Origin of the sequence: Bradyrhizobium sp. SZCCHNS1022 (assembly GCF_032484835.1) — a bacterium.
Lineage (GTDB): Bacteria > Pseudomonadota > Alphaproteobacteria > Rhizobiales > Xanthobacteraceae > Bradyrhizobium.
In genome coordinates, this window is sequence record NZ_JAUETT010000007.1 from 17,459 (window position 1) to 35,577 (window position 18,119).

Here is an 18,119-nt window from a genome sequence, read left to right on the forward strand (position 1 = left end):
CTTCAATAACCGAGATAGGATTTACGGACGTTCTCGTCGTTCGAGATATCCTTGGCCGCCCCCGCCATTACGATGCGGCCGGTCTCGATCACATAGGCCTGATCGGCGAGCTCGAGCGCGAGCTGCGCATTCTGCTCGACCACGAGGAGCGAGACCTTCTCTTCGCGATTGATCTGGCCGAGGATCCTGAACAGGTCGCGCACGATCAATGGCGCGAGCCCGAACGAGGGCTCGTCCAGCAGCATCAGTCTGGGCCGCAGCATCAGCGCGCGGGCGACCGCCAGCATCTGCTGCTCGCCGCCGGACAGCGTGCCGGCCTGCTGCGTATGCCGCTCCTTCAACTTCGGGAAATAGGCATACATGCGCTCGATATCGGAGACGATGTTGGCCTTGTCGCCGCGCGTGATCGCGCCGAGCTGCAGGTTCTCCTCCACCGTCATGTTGGTGAAAGTGCCGCGGCCCTGCGGCACGTGGGCGATGCCGAGGCGGACGATGTTCTCGGTCGAGCGGCTGGCGAGTGGCCGGCCGTCGAATTCGATCGCGCCGGTCGTCCGCACCATGTTGCAGATCGCCCGCAAGGTGGTGGTCTTGCCGGCGCCATTGGCGCCGAGCAGCGTCGTGAGCGAACCCTCGTTGAGCGAGAAAGAGAGGCCGTGCAGCGCCTGAACCTGGCCGTAATAGGCGCGAAGATCCTTCACATTCAGGAGCACGGTCATTGGTCCTTGCTCCCGAGATAGGCCTTGATGACGTCGGGATTGGCCTGCACCTGGGCCGGGGTGCCCTCCGCGAGCTTCTTGCCGAAATTCAGCGCGACGACGTGGTCGGCGATCGACATCACGAGGCCCATGTGATGCTCGACGAGGAGCACGGTGACCTTGCGCTCGTCGCGGATGCGGCGGATCAGGTCGCCGAGCACATGGACTTCTTCATGGTTGAGGCCGCCGGCCGGCTCGTCTAGCAGCAGGATCTTGGGATCGGCGGCGAGTGCGCGCGCCAGTTCGACCCGCTTCTGGGTGCCGAACGGCAGGCCCGACACCGTCTTGTGCGCGACGCTTTCGAGGTCGAGATAGGACAGAATCTCATGGACCTTGGTGTTGACCGAGGCCTCGCTGCGGCGGACCCAGACGAGCTTGAGCGAATCCGAGATGATGTCGCTCGATGTGCGGGCGTGGGTGCCGACGCGCACATTGTCGAGCACGGACAGATTGGGGAACAGTGCGACATTCTGGAAGGTGCGGCCGATGCCGATCTCGGCGATCCGATGCGGCGGCCGCTTCAGGATGCTGCGACCCTCCATCAGGATGTCGCCGGCGCTCGGCTGATATAGCCGGGAGAGACAGTTGAACAGCGTGGTCTTGCCGGCGCCGTTCGGTCCGATCAGGCCGAGGATCTGGCCGTAATGCATGTCGAAGGACACGCCGTTGAGCGCAACGATGCCGCCGAACACGACGCTGACATCGCGCACGGCAAGCAGCGGATCCGCAGCTTGCGCGAACTGAGGCTGCGTCATGTCGCCTCGCCCCTGCCATGCAGCGGGGCGGATCGATGCGGCGCCTGATCACACTGATAAAGACTATCTGATCCCCTCGGCAACACGGGCAACTTTCCCTCCTGGCTTCGGCTTCTTGTTGTTATCTTTGTTGGATTGATTTGTTGGCAGCGCCATTCCTCCGAGCGCCGCTTCGATATTTCTTACCATCGCCACCAGGCGAGGTCCAATGTCGTTGCGCAAGCGCTCTTCGGTGAAGCGAAAGGCCGGCGCGCCGCAGTTGAATGCGTACGGTCCCGTACCGTCGTTGAGTTTCAATGCGACGCCGACCGCATGCACATCGTCCTGCCACTCTCCCGCGGAGATCGCAAAGCCGTACTTGGCGACGGTCTCCGCGGAACGCTCGATTCCGTCGCGCATCTTCGGCCAGCGGCTGCCGTAATGTTCGCGCAGTTCGCGCAAGAGAGCAACGCGTTCGTCGTCCGGAAGCGCCCAGATGAAGGCACGGCCCATCGCTGTAGTTGCGATCGGGATGCGTGAGCCTACGTCAAGTTGAACATTGACGACACCATTCCGGCTCTGCCCGAAATAGATCATGCTGAGCCGGTCGCGCGCCCCGATCGCCACCGCGCCGCCGGTCTCCCGCATCAATTGTTCGCGAAACGGCTCGGAGAGCTGCCGCACGCCGAGATTGGCAAGCGCGGCATAGCCGAGCGCCATCGCGGCGGGCGCCAACTGATATTTCTCGAAGCGCGGCACCGGCGTCAGATAGCCGAGCTTGGTCAACGTATAGGTCAGACGCGAGACGGTCGGTTTGGGCAGGTTGGTGCGCGCGGCGATCTCCTGATTGCCGAGCAGTCCGTCATTCGGACGGAATGCACGCAGCACCTCGAGCCCGCGGGACAGCGCGACGACGAAGCTGCGATCGGTCGCGGCTTTCTTCCCTGGACGTTTCATCTCACCGGCGGTCGATTGCTTCGTTGACAACGGTCGTGCTTCAAAATAACCGTGCGTGTCAAGATGCGGAATACAATTTCGCAGTGCGGAATTAAGTGTCTGCAGCGGGTAAACGCAAACAATGCAGCTACTCGACGCAAACTAAGAGCCACGAATTAACCGGCTAACAAGAAAACGATATTCCAAGGAGCGCAGCGTGAGCGAAGTGGTCAAGCTCGAGTCCCATGACATCGTCGGTATCGTCACCGTCGACAGTCCGCCCGTCAATGCGCTGAGTGCCGCGGTCCGCGGCGGCATTCTGGAATGCGTCAAGGCCGCCGTTGCCGATCCCAAGATCAAGGCCATCGTGCTGACCTGTGCTGGTCGCACCTTCATCGCCGGCGCCGACATCACCGAGTTCGGCAAGCCGCCGAAGCCGCCGGCGCTGAACGATGTCTTGAGCACAATCGAGAACAGCCCGAAGCCGGTGATTGCCGCGATCCACGGCACCGCGCTCGGCGGCGGGCTCGAAGTGGCGCTTGCTTGTCATTATCGGGTGGCGACCAAGGAGGCCAAGCTCGGCCTGCCCGAAGTGAAGCTTGGCCTGTTGCCGGGCGCGGGCGGAACCCAGCGGCTGCCGCGCGCCGTGGGTCCCGAGCTTGCGGTCAAGATGATCGTCGGCGGCGATCCGATCGGTGCGGCAGAAGCGCACAAGGCCGGCCTGATCGAGGAGATCGTCGAGGGCCCGGCCGCCGGCGGCGAGGCCTTCGCGCGCAAGCTGGTGGCGGAGGGGCGGCCGTTGCGCAAGCTGCGCGACGATGACTCCAAGCTCGCGGCTGCCAAGGCCGATCGTTCGATCTTCACCAACGCGGTGGCAGCGCTCACCAAGAAGGCGCGCGGGCTGGAGGCGCCGTTCGCCGCCGCGGACGCGGTCGGCTATGCGATCGATCTGCCGTTCGACGAAGGTTTGCGCAAGGAGCGCCAGGATTTCCTCCGCCTGCTCACCAGCGATCAGTCCAAGGCGCAGCGTCATGCCTTCTTCGCCGAGCGCGAGGCGGCGAAGATCGCCGGCGTGCCCGAGGGGACGAAGTCGCGCCCGGTGGCGCAGGTCGCGATCATCGGCGCCGGCACCATGGGCGGCGGCATTGCGATGTCTTTTGCCAATGCCGGAGTTCCCGTCACCCTGGTCGAGACCGGCGAGGAGCAGCTCAAGCGTGGCCTCGGCATCATGCAGAAGAACTGGGAGGCGACGGCCGCGCGCGGCGGCATCCCGGCGGATGCGCCCGCCAAGCGCATGGCGCTGATCACTGGCGTGGTCGGCCTCGAGAACGTGAAGGACGCCGACCTCGTCATCGAGGCGGTGTTCGAGACCATGGCGGTCAAGAAGGAGGTGTTCGGCAAGCTCGATCAGTTTGCCAAGCCGGGCGCCGTGCTCGCCACCAACACCTCTTATCTCAACATCGATGAGATCGCCAAGCAGACCAGCCGGCCGCAGGACGTGCTCGGCATGCACTTCTTCTCGCCTGCCAACGTGATGAAGCTGTGCGAGATCGTGCGCGCCGAGAAGACCGCGTCGGACGCGCTGGTCACGGCGGTGTCGATTGCGCGCAAGATCGCCAAGGTGCCGGTCGTGGTCGGCGTCTGCGACGGCTTCGTCGGCAACCGCATGCTGGCGCAGCGCGGCAAGCAGGCCGAGAAGCTGCTGTTCGAGGGCGCATTGCCGCAGCAGGTCGACGCCGTCGTCACAAAATTCGGCATGCCGATGGGTCCGTTCGCGATGGGCGATCTCGCCGGCCTCGATATCGGTTGGCGCTCGCGCAAGGACCGCGGCATCAAGAGCGAGATCGCGGATGCGCTGTGCGAAGCCGGGCGCTTCGGCCAGAAGACCGGCAAGGGCTACTACAAATATGAAGCGGGCTCGCGTGCGCCACTGCCCGACCCCGAGGTCGAGAAGCTGATCGACGAGACGCTGGCGCGGCTCGGCCGCAAGAAGCGCGCCGTCAGTGACGAGGAGATCCTCGAGCGCATGATGTATCCGATGATCAATGAGGGAGCGAAGATCCTCGCCGAAGGCATCGCGGCGCGCCCCTCGGACATCGACGTGGTCTGGCTCTATGGCTATGGCTGGCCGATCTACCGCGGCGGCCCGATGTACTGGGCCGACACGGTGGGCTTGAAGCATATCGCTGATCGCCTCGCCGTCTACGCCAAGGAGACGAATGATCCCTCGCTCGAGCCGGCGCCGCTTCTGAAGAAGCTGGCCGACGAAGGCCGAAGCTTCGCCTCGCTCGCGGCCGAGTCGAAGGCGGCTTGATGCAAGGAAGCTCTATCCGCTTGCCGCGCTCCGCTCCCCTCGCCCTCGCCGCAATCGCGCAGCGATTGTCGGCAGCGGGGAGGGGGCGGGGGTGGGGATATCGCGGGCTCCGTGCCTGTGGCTCACCCCCCACCCTGACCCTCCCCCGCAAGGGGGGAGGGAACGGAGAGTGCGTGCTCACCTTACAAGAAGAAGCATCAGAGCACCGATGACCCACCCAGGTGAACAATTCTATCCCGCAGGCGTCCGTTGGGACGAGCCGATCGCGCGGGGTACCCTGCCTGATCTGCTCGCGCAGGCCGTGCGCGATTATGATGATCAGGTTGCGATCGAATTCCGCGACCGCCCGATCAGTTTCCGGCAGCTCCAGGCGCTGGTCGAGCAGGCGGCTTCCGCTTTCCTGCGTGCCGGTTACGGCAAGGGCAGCTCCGTCGCGCTGTTCCTCGGCAATACGCCGGATCATCCGATCAACTTCTTCGGCGCGCTCAAGGCCGGCGCGCGCGTCGTGCATCTGTCTCCGCTCGACGGCGAGATCGCGCTGTCGCACAAGCTGAAGGATTCCGGCGCGCGGGTGCTGATCACCTCGAATCTCGCCGCGCTGCTGCCGACCGCATTGAAGTTTCTCGAGAAGGGCCTGCTCGACCGGCTGATCGTCTGCGAGGACGATCATTGGGGCAAGGTCGGGACGCCGCAAGCGCCGCTACCCGGCCATGCGGCCGTGATCACGCATCGGGCGTTCGTCGCTGACGCGAGCCCGCCGGCGCAATGGCCCGCTGTCGCGCCGGACGATATCGCGCTTCTGCAATATACCGGCGGCACCACCGGCCTGCCGAAAGGCGCAATGTTGACCCACGGCAATCTCACGGCCGCGGTGTCGATCTACGAGGTCTGGGGCCAGCCGGCGCGCGCCGAGCGCAATGCGCGCGAACGCGTCATCTGCGTGCTGCCGCTGTTTCATATCTACGCGCTGACCGTGGTGCTGCTGTCGTCGCTGCGCCTCGGCAATCTGATCTCGCTGCATCAGCGGTTCGACGTCGAGGCCGTGATGCGCGACATCGAGGTCAAGCGCGCGACCTATTTTCCCGGCGTGCCGACGATGTGGATCGCGATCGCGAACCTGCCCGATCTCGACAAGCGCGACCTGTCGTCGCTTACGTCGGCAGGCTCCGGCGGCGCGCCGCTGCCGGTCGAGGTCGCCCGCATCTTCGAGCGCAAGGTCGGCATGAAGTTGCGGAGCGGCTGGGGCATGACCGAGACCTGCTCGCCGGGCACCGGTCATCCCAAGGACGGGCCGGACAAGCCCGGCTCGATCGGGCTGATGCTGCCGGGGATCGAGATGGACGTGGTGTCGCTCGACGATCCCACCAGGGTGCTCGGTGTCGGCGAGGTCGGGGAAATCCGGATCAAGGGACCGAACGTCACCAAGGGTTACTGGAACAGGTCGCAGGAGACGGCGGAAGCCTTCGTCGGGGATCGCTTCCTGACCGGCGACATCGGCTATATCGACGCCGACGGCTATTTCTTCCTGGTCGACCGCAAGAAGGACATGATCATCTCCGGCGGCTTCAACGTCTATCCGCAGATGATCGAGCAGGCGATCTACACCCATCCGGCGGTGCAGGAGGTGATCGTGATCGGCATTCCCGATGCCTATCGTGGCGAGGCCGCCAAGGCCTTCATCAAGCTGCGCGACGGGGCCGAGCCGTTCTCGATCGATGATCTCCGCAGCTTCCTGACCGGCAAGCTCGGCAAGCACGAGCTGCCGGCGGCGGTTGCGTTCGTCGACGAACTGCCGCGGACGCCGGTCGGCAAGCTGTCGCGCCACGAACTGCGTCAGCAGCAACCTTCAACCATCCAAACCCAACAACATCAGCAACAACAATAGGAGAGGTCGTCCATGACCGATGCCGTCATCGTTTCCACCGCCCGCACCCCGATCGGCAAGGCCTATCGCGGCGCGCTCAATGCCACCGGGGGCGCTACGCTGCTCGGCCATGCCATCGGCGAAGCCGTCAAGCGGGCCAAGATCGATCCGGCCGAGGTCGAGGACGTCGTGATGGGCGCCGCCCTGCAGCAGGGCTCCACCGGCGGCAACATCGCGCGCAAGGCGCTGCTCCGCGCCGGCCTGCCGGTCTCGGTCGGCGGCACCACGATCGATCGGCAATGCGCCTCCGGCCTGCAGGCGATCGCGCTCGCGGCGCGCTCGGTGATCTTCGACGGTGTCGAGATCGCGGTCGGTGGTGGCGGCGAGTCGATCTCGCTGGTGCAGAACGACAAGATGAACGCCTTCCAGGCCACCGATCCCGCGCTGCTCGAGATCAAGGGCGATGTCTACATGCCGATGATCGACACCGCGGAGATCGTCGCCAAGCGCTACGGCATTTCGCGCGAGCGGCAGGATGAATATGCCCTGGAAAGCCAGCGTCGCACCGCCGCCGCGCAGCAGGGCGGCAAGTTCAGCGACGAAGTGGCGCCGATCACGACCAAGATGGCGGTGACTGACAAAGCGACCGGCAACGTCTCCTTCAAGGACGTCACGTTGTCGCAGGATGAAGGTCCGCGCCCCGAAACCACAGCCGAAGGCCTCGCCGGCCTGAAGGCCGTGCGCGGCGACGGCTTCAGCGTCACCGCCGGCAATGCCAGCCAGCTCTCCGACGGTGCATCGGCCTGCGTCATCATGAGCGATGCGGAAGCGGCCAAGCGTGGCCTGCAGCCGCTCGGCATTTTCCGCGGCTTCGTCGCGCATGGCTGCGAGCCCGACGAGATGGGCATCGGGCCGGTGTTCGCGGTGCCGCGGCTTCTGAAGCGCCATGGCCTCACCGTCGACGACATCGGTCTCTGGGAATTGAACGAGGCTTTCGCGGTGCAGGTGATCTATTGCCGCGACAGGCTCGGCATCGATCCCGAGAAGATCAACGTCAATGGCGGCGCCATCGCGGTCGGCCATCCTTATGGAATGTCGGGCGCGCGGCTCACGGGCCATGCGCTGATCGAAGGCCGCCGCCGCAAGGCAAAGTATGCGGTCGTCACCATGTGTGTCGGCGGCGGCATGGGCGCGGCCGGCCTGTTCGAGGTGCTGCAGTAAAGAACAGCTGTCGTCCCGGGCGAGCCCCGGCAGCGCGAAGCGCTGTCCGGAGCGCAGTCCCGGGACCCATACGCCGCAGCGGTGCTCGAGGCAGTTCTGGCTGACGCCTTTGGTCGCGACTGAGGCCGGTGGTTATGGGGTCCCCGCTTTCGCGGGGACGACAGAAGAGCAAGACGAGCTAGATGGATACTTAGGGAGGATCCAATGGATCTCGCATTCACGAAGGAAGAGCAGGCGTTCCGCGAGGAAGTCCGGCAGTTCTTCAAGGACAACGTGCCACCGGAGACCCGGCGCAAGATGATCGAGGGCCGCCATCTGTCGAAGGACGAGATGGTGACCTGGTGGCGCATCCTCAACAAGAAGGGCTGGGGCGTCTCGCACTGGCCGGAGGAATATGGCGGCACCGGCTGGACCTCGGTGCAGCACTACATCTTCAACGAGGAGCTGCAGGCCTATCCGGCGCCGCAGCCACTCGCCTTCGGCGTGTCGATGGTCGGTCCTGTCATCTACACCTTCGGCAACGAGGAGCAGAAGAAGAAGTATCTGCCGCGCATCGCCAATGTCGATGACTGGTGGTGCCAGGGCTTCTCCGAGCCGGGCTCGGGATCCGACCTCGCTTCGCTCAAGACCAAGGCCGAGCGCAAAGGCGACAAGTGGATCATCAACGGCCAGAAGACCTGGACCACTCTCGCGCAATATGCCGACATGATCTTCTGTCTCTGCCGCACCGATCCGAGCGCGAAGAAGCAGATGGGCATCTCCTTCATCGTGTTCAGCATGAAGTCGAAGGGCGTCACCGTCCGTCCGATCCAGACCATCGATGGCGGCCATGAGGTCAACGAGGTGTTCTTCGACGACGTCGAGGTGCCATACGAGAACCTGATCGGCGAGGAGAACAAGGGCTGGGACTACGCCAAGTTCCTGCTCGGCAATGAGCGCACCGGGATCGCCCGCGTCGGCCTTTCCAAGGAGCGCATTCGCCGCATCAAGGAACTCGCCGCCAAGGTCGAGGCCGGCGGCCGGCCGATCCTCGAAGATCCCGCCTTCCGGGAGAAGCTCACCGCCTGCGAGATCGAGCTGAAGGCGCTTGAACTCACTCAGCTCCGCGTCGTGGCCGATGAAGGCAAGCACGGCAAGGGCAAGCCGAACCCGGCCTCCTCGGTGCTGAAGATCAAGGGTTCGGAGATCCAGCAGACCACCACCGAGCTTCTGATGGAAGTGATCGGCCCGTTCGCGGCGCCTTACGACGTCCATGGCGACGAGGATTCCAACGAGACCATGGATTGGACCGCGCAGATCGCGCCGAGCTACTTCAACAACCGCAAGGTTTCGATCTATGGCGGCTCGAACGAGATCCAACGCAACATCATCTCGAAGGCGGTGCTGGGGCTGTGATGCTCTCCTGTCATTCCGGGGCGCCGCGTGAGCGGCGAGCCCGGAATCCATAACCACCATCGTGAGTATGGATTCCGGGCCCGCGCCTTGCGGCGCGTCCCGGAATGACGCCGACGATGAATTCCGGGTACAAGGATACACAACATGGATTTTGATCTGTCCGAGGAGCAGCGGCTCCTGAAAGAAAGCATCGACGGCCTGCTGGCGGATGCCTACGAATTCGACAAGCGCAAGACCTACATGAAGGAGAAAGGCGGCTGGAGCCGGGCGATCTGGTCCAAGCTCGCCGAGCAGGGGTTGCTCGGCCTGCCGTTCTCTGAAAACGACGGCGGCTTCGGGGCCGGCGGCGTCGAGACCATGATCGTGATGGAGGCGATGGGCCGCTCGCTCGTGCTCGAGCCTTATCTTGCCACGGTTGTCATCGCCGGCGGCTTCCTCCGTCATGGCGGTTCGGCCGCGCAGAAGGAAGCGCATCTGCCGGGGATCATCGACGGCAGCAAGACCTTTGCCTTCGCGCAGCTCGAGAAGCAGTCGCGCTATGATCTGTTCGATGTGACGACGTCGGCCAAGAGGAAGGGCGACGGCTGGATCATCGACGGCGAAAAATTCGTCGTGCTCAACGGCGAGAATGCGGACACCTTGGTCGTCACCGCGCGCACGGCAGGCGCGCAGCGCGACAAGAGCGGCGTCGGCGTCTTCATCGTGCCGGCCGATGCGAAGGGCGTTACCAGGAAGGGTTATCCGACCCAGGATGGCCTGCATGCCGCCGACATCACTTTCACCGGCGTCGAGGTCGGCGCAGACGCAGCGATCGGCGACCCCGAGAACGCGCTGCCGCTGATCGAGCGCGTCGCGGATGAGGCGCGCGTTGCGCTCTGCGCGGAGGCGGTCGGCTTGATGGATGAATCGCTCAAGACCACGGTCGAGTACATCAAGACCCGCAAGCAGTTCGGCGTCGCCATCGGCTCGTTCCAGGCGTTGCAACACCGTGCCGCCGACATGTTCGTTGCGCTGGAGCAGGCGCGGTCGATGTCGATGTTCGCGACCATGGCAAGCGATTTCGAGGACGCCAAGGAGCGCGCAACCGCGATCGCGGCGGCAAAGGTGCAGGTCGGCAAATCGGCCAAGTTCGTCGGCCAGCAGTCGATCCAGCTCCATGGCGGCATCGGCATGACGATGGAGGCCAAGATCGGCCATTACTTCAAGCGGCTGTCGATGATCGAGACCACCTTGGGTGATACCGACTATCACCAGCGGCGCGTGGCTGAAGCGGGCGGGCTGATCTAGGCCGGAGCGTTATTGCGAGGAGCGAAGCGACGAAGCAATCCAGAGCCTTGACGTCGGCTCTGGATTGCGTCGCTTCGCTCGCAATGACGAAGGAGAGAGCACTGTCATGAAGAACATCCCCTTCGATCTCACAGGACAGGTCGCCGTCATCACCGGCTCGAGCCGCGGCATCGGCCGTGCCTCTGCCGAATTGCTGGCGCAACTCGGCGCAAAAGTCGTGATCTCCAGCCGCAAGGCGGATGCCTGTGAAGAGGTCGCGGCCGGCATTCGCTCGCGCGGCGGCGATGCCCATGTCATCGCCTGCAACATCGCGCGCCGGCCCGAGGTCGATGCGCTGATCGACGGCGCGGTCAAGCATTACGGCCAGGTCGACATCCTCGTCTGCAACGCGGCGGTGAATCCCTATTATGGCCCGCTGCTCGACATCAGCGACGAGGCCTTCGACAAGATCATGGCCTCGAACGTCAAGAGCAATCTGTGGCTCTGCGCCAAGGCGATCCCGCCGATGGCCGCGCGGGCTAAGGGCTCGGTCATCATCGTGTCCTCGATCGGTGGCTTGCGCGGTTCGACCGTGATCGGCGCCTACGGCATCTCGAAAGCCGCGGATTTCGCGCTCTGCCGCAGCCTTGCCGGCGAATGGGGACCGCAGGGCGTGCGGATCAATTGCGTCGCGCCCGGCCTGATCAAGACCGACTTTGCCCGCGCGCTGTGGGAGGACGAAGAGCGGCTCAAGCAGCGCTGCGCCACCACGCCGCTGCGCCGCATCGGCGAGCCGCATGAGATCGCTGGCGCGGTCGCCTATCTCGCCTCGGATGCCTCGACCTTCATGACCGGCCAGACCATCGTGGTCGACGGCGGCGTGACCACGGCTGCGGTCTAGGCACTCTCGTCGCCGAGCGGCAGCGCGGCGCACGGTCTTTACCCTCCGCCTCTCGGCAAGACGATCGCATATGGCGCAAACTGGACCGGGGCCTCATGGTTCTCCCGGCGATGCGTAGCATCGTCCGGAGACGCGCCGCATGCGGCGCTCCTCACCATGAGGGTCTGCCATTTTGCTCAAAAACAAGCGCTCGTCCTGAGGAGCTCGCCGGAGGCGAGCGTCTCGAAGGACGGCCGCGGGAGAGATCGTCGGCCGAGTTTTTCCCCATATGCGATCGCCCTGCCCCTCTTGGGGAGGGGGCGTCGCACATGCGGGCTCCACCTTGACCTCGCGCTCCTGATCCGCTTGCTTGTCGGCCCAACGTCGTCAACCATTCTGTCGGGAAGAAACCCCCATGTCTTTCGTGCTGGCCATCGATCAGGGCACCACGTCCTCGCGCGCGATGGTGTTCCGCTCCGACATCTCGATTGCCGCTGTCGCGCAGCAGGAATTCCCGCAGCATTTTCCGGCCTCCGGCTGGGTCGAGCACGAGCCGGAGGACATCTGGACCTCGACCGTCATGACCTGTCGCGACGCGCTGGAGCGCGCCGGTCTTGCGGCGAAGGACATCGCCGCGATCGGCATCACCAACCAGCGCGAGACCACCGTGGTTTGGGATCGCGCCACGGGGCAGGCGGTGCATCGGGCCATCGTCTGGCAGGATCGCCGTACCGCCGACATCTGCGCGAGGCTGAAGGCCGAAGGCCTCGAGCCGATCATCTCGCAGAAAACGGGCCTGATCATCGATCCCTATTTCTCGGGCACCAAGGTGGCCTGGATTCTCGACCACGTGCCCGGTGCGCGCGAGCGCGCCGAACGCGGTGAGCTCATGTTCGGCACGGTTGACTGCTATTTGTTGTGGCGGCTCACCGGCGGCAAGGTCCACGCGACCGACGCCACCAATGCCTCACGCACGCTGCTGTTCAATATCCACAGCGGCGAATGGGACGATGAGCTGCTCTCCATCCTGCGCGTGCCGCGCTCGATGCTCCCGGAGGTGAAGGATTCGTCGGCGCATTTCGGCGAGACGGTGCCGGAACTGTTCGGCGGATCGATCGCGATTTCCGGCATCGCCGGCGATCAGCAGGCTGCCACGATCGGCCAGGCCTGCTTCACGCCGGGTATGATGAAATCGACCTACGGCACCGGCTGCTTCGCGCTGCTCAACACCGGCAGCACGCCGGTCGTCTCCAAGAACAAGCTGCTCACCACCATCGCCTATCAGCTCAATGGTGAACGCACTTACGCGCTGGAAGGCTCGATCTTTGTGGCGGGCTCGGCCGTGCAATGGCTGCGCGATGGCCTCGGGATCATCAAGCACGCCGCCGAGACCGGCCCGCTCGCCGACCAGTCGGATTCGCTGCAGAGCGTCTATCTCGTGCCCGCCTTCGTCGGCATGGGCGCGCCGTACTGGAATCCGCGCGTGCGTGGTGCGCTGTTCGGGCTGACCCGCAACACCGGTCCGGCGGAGCTGGCGCATGCCGTGCTCGAGAGCGTCTGCTACCAGACCTACGATCTGTGGGCGGCGATGCGCGCCGACTGGCCGGATGCTGACGCCGCGACCATCGTGCTGCGCGTCGACGGCGGCATGACGGCCTCGGACTGGACCATGCAGCGCCTGGCCGATCTGCTCGATGCGCCCGTCGATCGTCCGATGATCCAGGAGACCACAGCGCTTGGCGCCGCCTATCTCGCCGGCCTCAAGGCAGGCGTCTATCCGGAGCCGGAGAAGTTCGCCGACAATTGGCGGCTCGAACATCGCTTCAGGCCGGTGATGAGCGCCGCCACCCGCGCGCGCAAGCTCGCCGGCTGGGCGCGTGCGGTGAAGGGCGTGCTGGCGAGCGACGAGGGGGAATAAAGCCTGAGGCGAGAGGCTCGCCTCAGGCTGCGTGCTGAAACCTCACTGCGACGCAGTCTCCTTCTGGAAATACACGTCGACCTTCATGCCTGTCACCAGCGGGCCAGGCTCGTTCAGGTCGATCAGCACTTCCACCACGTCCACGTCGGTCAGGTTGCGCTGGCTGAGCGTGGCGTTGCGTCCCTGCTCGACCAAGGGCGCGACCGAGGCGACCTTGCCGGCCATGTCGCGGCCGCGGAAGGCGGCGGAGCGCACCACCACGGTTTGCCCGGCCTTGATCTTGTCGATGTCGCGCTCGTCCGCCTCGGCGCGTACCCGCAAGGCGGAGACATCGCCCAGCAGCGCCAGCGGCGGCGTGGCCGATGGCGACGCCAATTCTCCGCGCCGGGCATTGACCTGCAGGACGGTGCCGGCGGTCGGCGCGCGGATGGTCAGCTTTTGCAATCCGGCCCGGGCCGCCTGCAGATTGGCGAGCGACACGCTGTATTCGCCTTCCGACACCGTCGGTAACGGCGCCTCGTCGGTGGCGCGGCGCAGCTCGTCATTTTGCTGCGAAAGCCTCGCCTCGGCGCGGGTCAGTCCCGTACGGGCGGCGTCGACATCCGCGTTGGTCTGGCCGGCGCGCTTGTCGGCACTCGTCTTGTCGAACAGGGCTCTCGCCTCGTAGACCGCGGTCTCGGCGTCGGCGACAGCATCTTCGGCGCGGCGCCGCGTGGCGGATGATGACGGCGCCTCCTTGTTGCGCACGCGCTTGCGCATGTCGACCTGGGCTTCGGCGGAGGCCAGTTGCGCCCGCGCCTCGCTGTCGTTCAATCGGATCAGCGGCTCGTCTGCTGCGACCGTGTCGCCCGCCTTGACCAGCACCTTGTCGATCACGCCGATCACGGGGGCGGCGAGCTTGACGGTGCCCGACACCGGCTCGACCCGTCCTGGGGCCACCGCCAGCCAATTCTTGTCGGCCGGTTCGTTGCCCGCGGCTTGCGCCGGCGCGCCCGGGCCGATGCAGGCCAGCGGCACCGTCACGATAACCGCATAGAGCACGGCAAGAAGAGCAGCCTTGCTTGTGGTGTTGGTCTTGCTGCCGTTGGACGCGATCATGAGTTCGATACTCTCTTGGCTGGGCTTGTGGGCTCGCCTTCGATGATCCGGCCGTCTTCGATATGAATGATGCGGTTGGCGAACGGCAGGATGCGTGGATCGTGGGTGACGACGAGCACCGCGCGCGAGCGGTCCTTGGCGATGTCGGCGAGCAAGGTCATGATGGCCTGGCCGTTCTCGGCATCGAGCGCGCCGGTCGGCTCGTCCGCCAGGATCGCCCGTGTGTTTCCGACGATCGCCCGCGCGATCGCGACGCGTTGCTGCTCGCCGCCGCTGAGTTGAAGTGGGAAGGATTTCCGCTTGTGGGCAAGGCCGACCATGGCCAGCGCGTCCCGTGCCGCCTTCACCGCGGTTCGCGAGGATTGCCCGCGGACATCGAGGGCGAGGCGGATGTTCTCCTCGGCGGTCAGCGTCGGAAACAGATGGTAGGATTGGAAGACGAAGCCGATGTGATCGCGCCGCAGCTTGGCCAGCGCCTCCGCATCGGCGCCGCTGATCGATTGGCCGCCGATCCGGACGCTCCCGCTCGCCGGCGTCATCAGGCACCCGAGGATCGAGAGCAGCGTCGTCTTGCCGCTGCCCGAAGGGCCCATCAGCAGCACCAGCTCGCCGCCGTCTAACGACAGGCTCACACCCTTCAGCGCCTGCACGCGACCGGCTCCCTGTCCGAGGAACTGCACGATGTTATCAGCCTCGAGGAGCGGCTCGGTCATCGCGTGAACACCAGGGTGGGGTCGATGCGCATGACCTGGACGATCGCGGCCACGCCGGATCCGACGCACATGACGACGGTCAGGAGCAGAAGACCCAGCGTCAATGTCGGCGTCATGACGATGGGCAGCGCCGATTCGGCGGTCATCCTGACCACGACCGCACTGACGCCCGCTGCGCCGCAAAATCCGATGATGGCGCTGAGCAGCGCCTGCCAGATGATCACCGTGTAGATGTAGCTGCTGGACGATCCGATGGCGCGCAAGGTTGCGAACTCGTTCAGGTGATCCTTGGTGCTTGAATACAGCGTCTGGGCAACGATCACGGTGCCGACGATGAAGCCCAGCAGGGCGCCTGCGAACAGCGCGGCGCCGGCGCCGGTTCCGAATAGCCAGAACGACCTGCTGCGGTTGCGAAATTCGCCCGCGGTCAGGACCTCCACGTCGGAAAGGCTTGCGCGCAAATCCTGTCTGACCCGGTTGATGTCGGCCTCGGGAGACAGCCGCACCAGGAGATAAGACGCCTTTTGCTGCGATGTTCCAGTGTAGGCGCGTGCGCGATTGACATCGGTGAAGACATAGGGCGTCGTCGTGAACGAGCGGATGCCCCTGGTCACCGCCGCCACCTGCACGGCCTGATCGCGAATTTCGGCGTTTTCGCCCGGTCCCCTGACGCCGAGCCGATCGAAATAGGATTGGTCGATGGCCACGGCGCCGGGAATTGCGAGGTCGTCGGTGCGGCCGGCGACCACGTTCCACGGATGCAATCCCAGCCCTTGCAGTTCGGAACCGACCACGAAGACAGGTGTCGTGGTGCCATTGGGCAGCCGCCACTGGGCGTAACCGATCACAAGGGGAGCGGCTTCGACCACGCCGTCGATCGCCAGCGCTCGAAATCGCTGACGTTCGTCCAGCAGCGACGGATCCTCGAAACATTTGGTGCCGGCCGGCACGATCCAAAGATTGGCTGCCGAATGATCGATCATGGTAGTGACCGTGCGCCGGAAGCCGACATAGAGGCCCATCTGCAGCGTCACGAGCACGATGGAAAAGACGATGCCGACGATCGTCGCCACGAATCTCAGCCGGTCATGAAACAGGTTTCGGGAAGCGAGCCTGAATCTCAGCGACATGGACTGCGAACCATCGATTTTGATCCATTTCATCCGTTTCGGGAAATGAAGTCCACGTCGAAGCGTTGCACTGTGGAAGTCACCGGCACCATCGGGGATGGCGCGGTGGGAGGGCGGCTGGGGCGCAGCCAGAGTCGATCAACGCCATCGATTGGCCGTTTCCATGGCAGGGCAGACCAATTTTGGAACGGCTGCGCTGATAGGCCTCAGCATAATCGCCGGAGCGGGATCGCACCGCTGGGGCGACGGTCTTCCAAACACGGAAGTGAGATGCGATCGCGTTTCCGGCACTCATGAACGGACTGCTTCGCATTCCAGCCAAGCTCCCTGTCATAGTCCATCGCTCCGATAACAGATGATATCGTCGGTGAAACTCGTTTCAATGGCACGAGGAGGTGACATTCATGTTCTTGATCGGCCAATACGACTCGCCCTTCGTCCGCCGCAGCGCGATCGCGCTGAAGCTTTACGGCCTCCCGTTCGAGCATCGGCCGTGGTCCACCTTCGGGGACGCCGACAAGATCGCACAATACAATCCGTTGCTGCGGGTACCGGTGCTGGTACTCGACAGCGGCGAAGCGCTGATCGATTCCGCTGCGATCCTCGACCATCTCGACGAAACCGTCGGGCCGGAGAGGGCGATGCTGGCGAGCCGCGGCGCCGATCGGCGGAGGCAGCTGCGCACGGTCGCGCTGGCGACGGGTCTCGGCGACAAGGCGGTCAGCCTGGTCTATGAGCGCGTGCTGCGCAAGGACCAGCTGAAGCTATGGGTCGAGCGTTGCGAGGCGCAGATCGCAGGTGTGCTCGCGGCGTTGGAGACGGAGCGCGCATCGGTCACGACGCCGTGGTGGTATGGCGAACGCATCGGTCACGCCGATATCGCGGTGGCCTGTGTGCTGCGCTTCACCACTGAGGCGCATCCGCATCTGTTCGATGGCAGCCGCTATCCGGCGCTGGCGGCGCACGCAGCCAGCTGCGAGGCCCTGCCGGCGTTTTGCGAGATCGTGCAGCCGCTCGTGCCGCCGAGCGGGGATTGACGACTCCGGAGGCTGCTGCAAGCTCGATCTGATCCTTCCTTGGCCGGAGGGACACCGCGCCTGCCTTTGCGAGCAGGCAGGCAAGCGGCCTACATCTTCCGCCGCATCGCCTCCGGCGTATCCGGTTGCGCCAGCGGATGTGCAGCCGCGAAGGCCGGCAGCGCCATCGCGGTTTCGAAGATGCGCGTCACGGTCGGATAGGGCGCCATATCGATGCTCTGGTTCATCGCGAAGGTGACGTGGCCGACCAGGCAGATGTCGGCGATCGTCGGCCCCTCGCCATGCGCGTAAGACCCGGTCGCGGGATGATCGGCGAGCTGCGCCTCCAAGGCGCTTAACGTCTCGGCCGCCCAGTGCCGCAGCCATGCCGCCTTCTGCTCGTTGCTGATCTTGAGCGTCTCGGTCAGATAACGCTGGACGCGCGGCACGGTCAGCGGATGGGCATCGCAGGCGACCATCGCAGCAAGCCCGCGCACGCGGGCGCGACCGGCGGCGTCAGCGGGCAGCAGTGCCGGCGCGGGATAGGTCTCTTCGAGATATTCGAGGATCGCGAGCGACTGGAGCAGCACGGTGCCGTCGTCGAGCACCAGCGAAGGCAGCGCCATCTGCGGATTGACACCGGCGTAGTCGTTGCCGCGATGCTCCTGCTTGTCGATGTCGACGAACACGACGTCGTGCGCCACGTTCTTGATATTGAGCGCAATGCGCACCCGAAAACTCGCCAGCGATCGCCAGAAGGAATAGAATTTCATGGATGTGCCTCGTCCGATCGAGCCAGGCAGGAGAGACTATGCGAGTTGTTACGGCTCGCGATAGTAATAAGACTGTCATCGCCCGCGACGGCCGGCGATCCAGTAT

Annotated in this window: 15 protein-coding genes; 8 read left to right on the top strand and 7 right to left on the bottom strand. The window is 64.8% G+C overall.

Annotation, left to right across the window (positions count from 1 at the left end; translation table 11 throughout):
• Positions 1-2: 2 nt before the first annotated feature.
• From QX071_RS30400 to QX071_RS30410, 3 genes are all read right to left on the bottom strand, one after another.
• Positions 3-716 (bottom strand): ABC transporter ATP-binding protein, encoded by a 714-nt coding sequence (locus QX071_RS30400; RefSeq protein WP_315702899.1) that lies wholly within the window; start codon positions 714-716, stop codon positions 3-5.
• The gene (locus QX071_RS30405) at positions 713-1,510 is read right to left on the bottom strand and encodes an ABC transporter ATP-binding protein (RefSeq protein ID WP_315702900.1); all 798 of its coding nucleotides are present in this window, start codon (positions 1,508-1,510) and stop codon (positions 713-715) included. Before QX071_RS30405 ends, QX071_RS30400 begins: the two co-directional genes overlap by 4 nt.
• Before the next feature lie 63 nt (positions 1,511-1,573).
• Positions 1,574-2,446 (bottom strand): IclR family transcriptional regulator, encoded by an 873-nt coding sequence (locus QX071_RS30410; protein WP_315702901.1) that lies wholly within the window; start codon positions 2,444-2,446, stop codon positions 1,574-1,576.
• Positions 2,447-2,642: 196 nt separating this feature from the next.
• Here QX071_RS30410 and QX071_RS30415 point away from each other — a divergent pair, with 196 nt between their 5' ends.
• From QX071_RS30415 to glpK, 7 genes are all read left to right on the top strand, one after another.
• A complete protein-coding gene (locus QX071_RS30415) occupies positions 2,643-4,739 on the top strand; it encodes a 3-hydroxyacyl-CoA dehydrogenase NAD-binding domain-containing protein (protein WP_315702902.1) in 2,097 nt (698 codons plus the stop codon).
• A gap of 208 nt (positions 4,740-4,947) precedes the next feature.
• Positions 4,948-6,624 carry a dicarboxylate--CoA ligase PimA gene (pimA, locus tag QX071_RS30420; RefSeq protein WP_315702903.1) on the top strand — a complete coding sequence of 559 codons (1,677 nt, stop codon included), beginning with the start codon at positions 4,948-4,950 and terminating at the stop codon, positions 6,622-6,624.
• Between the two features lie 12 nt (positions 6,625-6,636).
• Positions 6,637-7,824 carry an acetyl-CoA C-acyltransferase gene (locus QX071_RS30425; protein WP_315702904.1) on the top strand — a complete coding sequence of 396 codons (1,188 nt, stop codon included), beginning with the start codon at positions 6,637-6,639 and terminating at the stop codon, positions 7,822-7,824.
• A gap of 204 nt (positions 7,825-8,028) precedes the next feature.
• The gene (gene pimC, locus QX071_RS30430) at positions 8,029-9,219 is read left to right on the top strand and encodes a pimeloyl-CoA dehydrogenase large subunit (RefSeq protein ID WP_315702905.1); all 1,191 of its coding nucleotides are present in this window, start codon (positions 8,029-8,031) and stop codon (positions 9,217-9,219) included.
• Positions 9,220-9,363: 144 nt separating this feature from the next.
• Complete coding sequence (gene pimD / locus QX071_RS30435; protein ID WP_315702906.1) at positions 9,364-10,506, top strand: pimeloyl-CoA dehydrogenase small subunit; 1,143 nt, start codon at positions 9,364-9,366, stop codon at positions 10,504-10,506.
• A 106-nt stretch (positions 10,507-10,612) separates the two neighbouring features.
• Entirely contained in the window at positions 10,613-11,386 is a 774-nt protein-coding gene (locus tag QX071_RS30440; protein WP_315702907.1) for an SDR family oxidoreductase, read from the top strand.
• A 394-nt stretch (positions 11,387-11,780) separates the two neighbouring features.
• Positions 11,781-13,283: a glycerol kinase GlpK gene (glpK, locus tag QX071_RS30445; protein WP_315702908.1), complete on the top strand. Its 1,503-nt coding sequence runs from the start codon at positions 11,781-11,783 to the stop codon at positions 13,281-13,283.
• A 42-nt stretch (positions 13,284-13,325) separates the two neighbouring features.
• Here the strand turns inward: glpK and QX071_RS30450 are convergent, their stop codons facing one another.
• Genes QX071_RS30450 through QX071_RS30460 form a run of 3 tightly spaced genes read right to left on the bottom strand, consistent with a single transcriptional unit; the run spans position 13,326 to position 16,224 of the window.
• Complete coding sequence (locus QX071_RS30450; RefSeq protein ID WP_315702909.1) at positions 13,326-14,381, bottom strand: HlyD family secretion protein; 1,056 nt, start codon at positions 14,379-14,381, stop codon at positions 13,326-13,328.
• Entirely contained in the window at positions 14,378-15,094 is a 717-nt protein-coding gene (locus tag QX071_RS30455) for an ABC transporter ATP-binding protein (RefSeq protein WP_315702910.1), read from the bottom strand. Before QX071_RS30455 ends, QX071_RS30450 begins: the two co-directional genes overlap by 4 nt.
• Positions 15,091-16,224, bottom strand: a complete 1,134-nt coding sequence (locus QX071_RS30460) for an ABC transporter permease (RefSeq protein ID WP_315702911.1) — start codon at positions 16,222-16,224, stop codon at positions 15,091-15,093. Before QX071_RS30460 ends, QX071_RS30455 begins: the two co-directional genes overlap by 4 nt.
• 404 nt (positions 16,225-16,628) lie before the next feature.
• Between QX071_RS30460 and QX071_RS30465 the strand changes: the two genes are divergently transcribed.
• Positions 16,629-17,261 carry a glutathione S-transferase family protein gene (locus QX071_RS30465; protein WP_315702912.1) on the top strand — a complete coding sequence of 211 codons (633 nt, stop codon included), beginning with the start codon at positions 16,629-16,631 and terminating at the stop codon, positions 17,259-17,261.
• An 89-nt stretch (positions 17,262-17,350) separates the two neighbouring features.
• On the opposite strand, the gene maiA is transcribed toward QX071_RS30465, so the two are convergent.
• Positions 17,351-18,013, bottom strand: coding sequence for a maleylacetoacetate isomerase (gene maiA / locus QX071_RS30470; protein WP_315702913.1), 663 nt, complete (start codon positions 18,011-18,013; stop codon positions 17,351-17,353).
• Positions 18,014-18,119 lie beyond the last annotated feature (106 nt).